The following is a 7,066-nucleotide window of genomic DNA, read 5'->3' as shown; positions in this document are numbered from 1 at the left end:
GGAAATATCAAACAAAATATGGGCTTCAAGCGATTTATGTTACGAGGGATGGATAAAGTCACTACAGAAATAGGACTGATAGCGATGGCACATAACCTTAAAAAGTTCACTTTAGCGCAGTAAGTAAGAACGCACTATTAACTTTTAACTCATAACGAATAACGAGAACCAAAACATTCCAAAGTTACCTAAAGCAAGAATAAAAAAAGACCGTCTAAAAAAATAGCTTTTTAGACGGCCTCTTTGTTTTTGGTATTAGGTTGTAATTTATAACATACTTGTTTACTTTAGGCCAGATAAACTTCAATTTATTACAAATGAATCAGAGACTTACCACGTTTTTACTAAGCTTTGCGCTGGTTTTAATATTTCAGCAATCTGCAATTGGTCAGCAAACCGATAGCCAAATTTATGATATCATAGACGAGGTATCTTCAGAAAGGATTGAAAATGATATTCGAAAACTGGCCGGTTTCGGTACCCGAAATACTTTTAGTGACACTTTAAGCGACACCCGGGGAATTGGTGCCGCAAGGCGTTGGATAAAGGCCGAATTCGATAAAATTTCTGCTGAATGCAACAATTGTCTTGATGTTTTTTATCAAAAAGATCTGGTAACCACCGAAGATGGAGATCGCGTACCACATGATGCCTGGGTGGTTAATGTGGTGGCGATACAGAAAGGTACAAAATATCCAAATCGCTATATCATTATGAGTGGAGATATAGACTCCCGCGCCAGCAACACTATGGATTTTGAAACCGATGCCCCCGGAGCCAACGATAACGCCAGCGGAATGGCAGGGGCTATTGAAGCAGCACGGGTCCTGTCTCAATATGAGTTTGAAAGCAGCGTGGTTTATGTAGGCCTTTCAGGGGAAGAGCAGGGTCTTTTTGGCGGAAGAGGTTTGGCCGAGTATGCTAAAGAAAATGACTGGGAGATTATTGGAGTTTTTAACAATGATATGATTGGGAATATTGAAGGTGTAGACGGGGTTATCGATAACCGAAGCTTCAGAATTTTTTCTGAACCCGTTCCTCCAACCGAAACCGAGAACGAACGTAGAATGCGGCGCTTTTACGGTGGCGAAGTCGATGGGATTTCCCGGCAACTCGCACGTTATGTCCATAAAAACACCAAAATCTATATGCCAGAGATGAACCCTATGATGATTTACAGGCTGGATAGATTCGGAAGAGGCGGCCATCACAGGCCCTTCAACGATTTAGGTTTCCCCGGAATAAGAATTATGGAAGCCCACGAAAATTATAACCGGCAACATCAGGATATTCGAACTGAAGATGGGATCGAATATGGGGATGTTATAGAAGGGGTGAATTTTGATTATGCTAAAAAACTTACGGCCGTAAATGCCATAAATATGGCTTCGCTGGCCTGGGCGCCCCCGGCTCCAAAAGAGGTGAAAATTGGGGGCATCGTGAAGCCTTCAGCAAAATTAAAATGGGAAAAGGTAGATGGTGACATTGCAGGATATAAAATATACTGGAGAGATACTACTGCTCCACAATGGCAACATTCCCGTTTTGTTGGTGATGTAGATGAATTTACCCTGCAAGGCATCGTAATAGACAACTTTTTCTTTGGAGTGGCTGCCGTGGGAAAAGACGGGCACGAAAGTGTGGTGGTATTTCCTTCTGGAACATTTAGATAAACATTAGCATTAAATATTTACAAAGGGATGCCGGCAGTGGCATCCCTATTTTTATGCTTTCAAATTAACATTAGTTTGGGCCTGCTTTAGCAAAACGAATCAGCTCAAATGTTTAATTTTAAGAGAACTAACTAAAATCTGAAACATTATGGCAGAGATAAAAATTGCAAAGAAAAAACCCATTTGGCCCTGGATTACCCTGGTGGTAATAGTTTTGGCCATCCTGGCTTATCTGTTTCTCTATGAAAACGGGGAAAATGATCGTGTAGATGATATAGATGAAATTGAAGAACTCAACGATGGTCCTACAACTTCAATAGAACCAGGCGACAACACCTTCAAATTTAAAACGAAGGCGAAGTCTTAACTAAAATTTGAATGTTATGAGCACACCAAAAGAAAAAAATTTACATTACCTCAATGAGTTGAATGATTATAAAGTAGCTGGAGGTTATGCCGATATTCGGGGTTGGGATGTACGAGATGCCGACCGCAGAATTGTAGGAAAAGTAGACGACCTTCTGGTAAACCGAAGCCTTGACCGCGTGGTCTACGTAGATGTGGAAGTAGATCAAACCATCATTGATGCCAGGCACGACCCCTACGGAAAACCGGCCGATCCCGAGGTTAAGGAGTTTGTAAACAAAGACGGGCAAAACCACCTCATCATTCCAATTGGTCTGGTAGAATTAAACACCGATGAAAAGTATGTTTACACCAATAGAATAACCCATCAAACTTTTGCGGAAACCAAGCGAATAGAACGCGGAGAAGAAATGTCCCGGGCTTATGAAGAGTCGGTTTTGAGTTCCTATAATAGAAATAGAGATCTCGACGAGGCCCACACTACCCGCCGAAAAGAAGATGAATATGCCGATAATTCTATTGCCAACCGCTGGGATGATGAACCGGTGGTAGAAGATGAGAATTACGACCGTGAATTACGCCGGCGACAGCAGGAACACGATTATTTTTATGAGCGGGACGAATTTGACGGTTCCAATTTTAGAAAAAGAACTTAAAAATTGAAGTTTTTAAAAGTATCACCCTGAAGTTTTTACTCAAAATTTCAGGGTGTTTTTTTTCAAAAAACTAATCAATTAAGGAAAGTTGAATTCTTCCTTTTTCCAAATCTATTTCCAAGACCCGAACTTCTACCTGTTGATTGAGTTTCACTACCGAATTCACATCGCTTACAAACTGTTTTGCGAGTTTGGAAATATGAACAAGCCCGCTCTGCTTAATCCCTATATCGACAAAACACCCAAAATTGGTGATATTATTTATAATTCCGGGAAGCAACATCCCGGGTTTAAGGTCTTCGATAGTTTTAACTGAAGGATCGAAGGCAAAGGCCTTAAGACCTGCTCTGGGGTCGAGACCGGGTTTCTCCAATTCGTTCAGGATATCTTTAATGGTAGGCAAACCGGCTTCGGCTGAAGTATAATTTTCGGGAACAATGTTCTGAAGCAATTCTTTGTTTCCGATCAAATCTTTAGGTTTAACCCCAAGATCGTTAGCAATTTGTTCCACTATAAAATAACTTTCAGGATGCACCGCCGAATCATCCAGAGGGTTTTCAGCATTTTTAATTCTTATAAATCCTGCCGCCTGTTCATAAGCTTTGGCACCTAGACGCTTTACCTTTAGCAAATCCTGCCGGGATTTCAACGCGCCATTTTCCTTTCTGAATGCAATTATATTCGAAGCAAGCGCAGGTCCCAGCCCGGAAACATAAGCCAGTAATTCGCTACTGGCGGTGTTTACATTTACCCCCACCAGGTTAACGCAGCGGCTAACCACAATATCAAGCTTCTCCTTTAAAAGTTTTTGATCTACCTCGTGCTGGTATTGCCCTACCCCTATAGATTTTGGATCGATCTTTACCAATTCGGCTAACGGATCCATAAGCCGGCGCCCTATGGAAACCGCTCCTCTAACGGTAATATCATAATTCGGAAATTTTTCTCTTGCAGTCTGTGAGGCCGAATATACCGAAGCTCCGGCTTCGTTGACCATATAAACCTGTACACTGGAAGGCAGACCCGATTTTTTAATGAAATTTTCGGTTTCCCTGGCTGCGGTACCATTCCCAATCGCTATGGCTTCAATCTGGTAAGCATTCACCAGATTTCTGATCTTTGCTGCAGATTTCTCCATTTGTTTTTGAGGCGGATGCGGATAAATATTTTCGTTATGTAGCAAATTAGCCTGCGCATCAAGACAAACCACTTTACAACCCGATTTAAAACCGGGGTCTATCGCCAAAATTCGCTTTGGCCCCAGCGGGGGTGCCATAAGCAATTGTTCGAGATTCGAAGCAAATACCTCGATCGCCTCCCTGTCGGCCTTTTCTTTCGCAGAGCTCAAAAATTCGGTTGAAAATGAGGGTTTCAGCAAGCGTGAAAAGGCATCGGCCGCGGCTAATTGGATCTGTTCTTCGCAAAAAGAGGCAGGATTATTCTTCAGCAATGCTTTCAGAATTATGCCCAGAGCTCTGTCTTTATCAACTTTAATATTAAGCTGCAAGATATCTTCATTTGAGGCACGGTAAATAGCTAAAAATCTATGGGATGGGATTCTATGAAGCGCTTCTTCAATTTTTAAATAAGCTGAATATTTATCAAGCTCAGCTTCGGTATTTTTCCCGGCTTTGGTTTTAATAAGCGCCTCCCTGGAATACAATTTTCTCAGTCGGCTGCGAATAAAGGTATTTTCGTTAATCCATTCAGCAATAATATCACGGGCGCCCTTGAAAACTTCCTCTTCAGAAGTGAAATTTTCACTGCGAAACCTTGAAACAAGACTCGCCGGTTCGCTTAGATTTTGAGCCATAATCATTTTCGCCAGGGGTTCCAGGCCGGCTTTTCTGGCCACCTCTGCCCTGGTTTGCCGTTTCTTTTTAAACGGCAAATACAAATCTTCAAGTTCGGTAAGACTATTAGCTTTTTGCAGTTTCTCTTTTAGTTCTGAAGAAAGATTATCCTGCTCTTCAAGGACCTGCAATAAACGCCCCCTTCGGGATTCAAGTTCCTGAAAGCTTTTCTGAAGATTTAAGATCTGCTCCAGGCTTACTTCATCCAGGTTTCCGGTTTGTTCCTTTCGATACCGGGCGATGAACGGGATACTGGCATCCTGATTAAATAGATCTATACTATTTTTAATGGCCTGCCTGGGAAGCTTAAGCCTGGTTTCTATATATTCTAGTACCTGCAAAGCGATTTTTTTAGTGCCGGCAAATATAAAAATTAAATAATGCCGGCTTTTCTTGAATGTTTAATTGCCTTCTCACTATGCTTAAAATAACAGGTTTGCACATTGAGGCTTTCCAGGTTTTCAAGCACTTTTATCACAGTTTTTTTCTTTCTGCGTTCAGTTTGCCGAATATATACCGCTTTAATATTTTGAGGGAAAATTTTACAGATTCGTTCGTAAATATCAGGGTCTTTTTGAGAGTCGTCGCCCAATAGCACATATTTCAAATTGGGATAAAATGAAATAATGTCTTTAATCTTTTCAAACTTATGATCGTGGGAACCTTTGCCGGTAAAAAGAAAATCCCTGATCCCGGTTTTTATCTTTTTAAGTTTAATTACCGCTTTAGGAAGCTGATGCATTTTAGCGAAATCATTTATGAAGTTATAAAGATTCCATTCGCTGCTCGACACAAAAAAGAACGAATTAGTGGCGTGCTCACTATCCTGGCCTGCCTGGCTTAATTCTTTATAATGATCTACCACATCGTCGAACACCTTGCGCTTATGAATATTTTTAGCCAGCATCACGTAAAGCTTTCTAAAAAAAGTATTGGAATGGGAAATAAGAAAAGTATCATCTATATCTGAGATAATTCCGAATTTGCTTTCGTAGGGTTTTAGCAGTTCGGCTTTTTCTGTTATCTCTTTCCCGTTAAGGCTCGCACTTACTTCAAACCGATGCCAGCCCGGTTCCAGTTCGGTTTCAAGTGGGATGGTAAACCTAAAGTAGCCATCGTTCAGGGTTTTGGTTTCTACATAAGTTTCTTTAAATCTAAGGCTTACTCTAAAATTTGCCAGCGGAGAAATGCGAAACATATGAATCATAGAAACCGCGTGTTTTATGCCACGGCGGTCAAGTCTATACCTGTCGGGGGCCCAGGATTTAAAAAGATGGCCAAAAACCACCAGTTCCTGTTCATTTACATAACCCCGGTAAAGCTTTAAATCTATCTTCAAAATTTTGGCTGCACTTAATTTTGGTTCCCACCAAATTAATTAATTTTAAAATCATTAAACAGGAAAATGGAGAGAAAAAGGCAAATTCTAATTGTAGTAAATCCCATTTCGGGAAATATTAACAAGGATCGTCTGGTGATGGAAGTGCAACAACATATTAATAATGCAGGCGAAAATTTTAAAGTTTTTAAAACCACGGGACAGGAGGATAAAAAAAGATTAGCAGAACTTATAAAGACTTTTTCTCCCGATCGCATATTAGTTGCTGGAGGAGACGGCACCATTAAACTGGTTGCCGAGGTCATTGATTTTCAAAAAACAAGCATAGGAATAATACCGGCAGGTTCAGCCAATGGTCTTGCCGTTAACCTGGGGATTACCAGATTTGACCTTCAAACTCAAATTAAAATTGCCCTGGGCGAAAAATTACTGGATTGTGATGTACTTGAAATCAATGGAGATTTTTGCCTGCACATGAGCGATTTCGGGATCAATGCCGAATTGATTAAAAATTACGAGGCATCCAGCATTCGGGGCAAATTCGGATACTTGCTGCAATCTATTCCAACCTTAATAAACAGCAAATATCCCTTTGAATTTGATATAGAATTGCCTGACAATCATTTTACAAGAAAAGGAATTCTTTTGGCAGTAGCTAATGCCTCGCGCTATGGGACGGGCGCCAATGTAAATCCTAAAGGAAAATTAGACGACGGAATTTTTGAAATCCTGGTGTTTAAAAATTTCGATATAATTGGAATTATTAAAACCCTTAGAAATGAAACCGAAATTAACCCCGGTTTTGTAGAGGTAATCCCCGCTACCAGCGCTAAAGTTTCCTGTAGAAAGCCCATTTCCTTTCAAATAGATGGAGAATTTATAGGCGAACGCAGTGAAATTAACGTGAAAGTTCTCACAGAAAAGCTAAAAATCGCCGTGAATTAAGACAGATTTTTTAGAGTTATTAACAATTTAACATTAACGGATTTTAAAACTTGCAGCCCTTTCAAGAACCGGCTTCATATAACCCTGAAGCCTTTTATTTCCTGGGTTCATAAAGAATATCCCCCATAAATCCTTACCGAGAATCCTTCAATTAACTATACCAAAAAACGTTTTTTCAAAAATCAGAAAACGTTATAGTAAACCAGCTCCTTAATTTTTAGTATAATTTTTTAT

At 40.3% G+C, this 7,066-nt stretch carries 7 protein-coding genes; 5 read left to right on the top strand and 2 right to left on the bottom strand.

The genetic code is table 11. The annotated features are described in order from the left end of the window. The 4 genes from ACW6QP_RS15005 to ACW6QP_RS14990 form a co-directional block, all read left to right on the top strand. Nucleotides 1–123: transposase (locus ACW6QP_RS15005; RefSeq protein ID WP_457911694.1), on the top strand; the 123-nt coding region annotated here is incomplete at its 5' end. A gap of 194 nt (nucleotides 124–317) precedes the next feature. Further along, complete coding sequence (locus ACW6QP_RS15000; RefSeq protein ID WP_457911693.1) at nucleotides 318–1,673, top strand: M28 family metallopeptidase; 1,356 nt, start codon at nucleotides 318–320, stop codon at nucleotides 1,671–1,673. Between the two features lie 148 nt (nucleotides 1,674–1,821). Next, nucleotides 1,822–2,040, top strand: coding sequence for a hypothetical protein (locus ACW6QP_RS14995; RefSeq protein WP_457911692.1), 219 nt, complete (start codon nucleotides 1,822–1,824; stop codon nucleotides 2,038–2,040). Nucleotides 2,041–2,056: 16 nt separating this feature from the next. Next, entirely contained in the window at nucleotides 2,057–2,695 is a 639-nt protein-coding gene (locus ACW6QP_RS14990; protein ID WP_457911691.1) for a photosystem reaction center subunit H, read from the top strand. A 70-nt stretch (nucleotides 2,696–2,765) separates the two neighbouring features. Here ACW6QP_RS14990 and ACW6QP_RS14985 read toward each other — a convergent pair whose 3' ends face one another. Together ACW6QP_RS14985 and ACW6QP_RS14980 are read right to left on the bottom strand one after the other, a co-directional pair. Next, entirely contained in the window at nucleotides 2,766–4,889 is a 2,124-nt protein-coding gene (locus ACW6QP_RS14985; RefSeq protein WP_457911690.1) for a Tex family protein, read from the bottom strand. Nucleotides 4,890–4,921: 32 nt separating this feature from the next. After that, nucleotides 4,922–5,887, bottom strand: a complete 966-nt coding sequence (locus ACW6QP_RS14980) for an App1 family protein (protein WP_457911689.1) — start codon at nucleotides 5,885–5,887, stop codon at nucleotides 4,922–4,924. Nucleotides 5,888–5,953: 66 nt separating this feature from the next. Here ACW6QP_RS14980 and ACW6QP_RS14975 point away from each other — a divergent pair, with 66 nt between their 5' ends. Then, nucleotides 5,954–6,832 carry a diacylglycerol/lipid kinase family protein gene (locus tag ACW6QP_RS14975; RefSeq protein WP_457911688.1) on the top strand — a complete coding sequence of 293 codons (879 nt, stop codon included), beginning with the start codon at nucleotides 5,954–5,956 and terminating at the stop codon, nucleotides 6,830–6,832. The last annotated feature ends 234 nt before the right edge of the window (nucleotides 6,833–7,066 follow it).

Source organism: Salegentibacter haimaensis (assembly GCF_054121495.1).
Note: the sequence above shows the minus strand (reverse complement) of the source record. Positions and strands in the feature narration are given on the sequence as shown.

Bases quoted from the DNA above. Each gene is read 5' to 3' on its own strand.
- ACW6QP_RS15000 (WP_457911693.1), top strand. From the start codon at position 318: ATGAATCAGAGACTTACCACGTTTTTACTAAGCTTTGCGCTGGTTTTA.
- ACW6QP_RS14995 (WP_457911692.1), top strand. From the start codon at position 1,822: ATGGCAGAGATAAAAATTGCAAAGAAAAAACCCATTTGGCCCTGGATT.
- ACW6QP_RS14990 (WP_457911691.1), top strand. From the start codon at position 2,057: ATGAGCACACCAAAAGAAAAAAATTTACATTACCTCAATGAGTTGAAT.
- ACW6QP_RS14975 (WP_457911688.1), top strand. From the start codon at position 5,954: ATGGAGAGAAAAAGGCAAATTCTAATTGTAGTAAATCCCATTTCGGGA.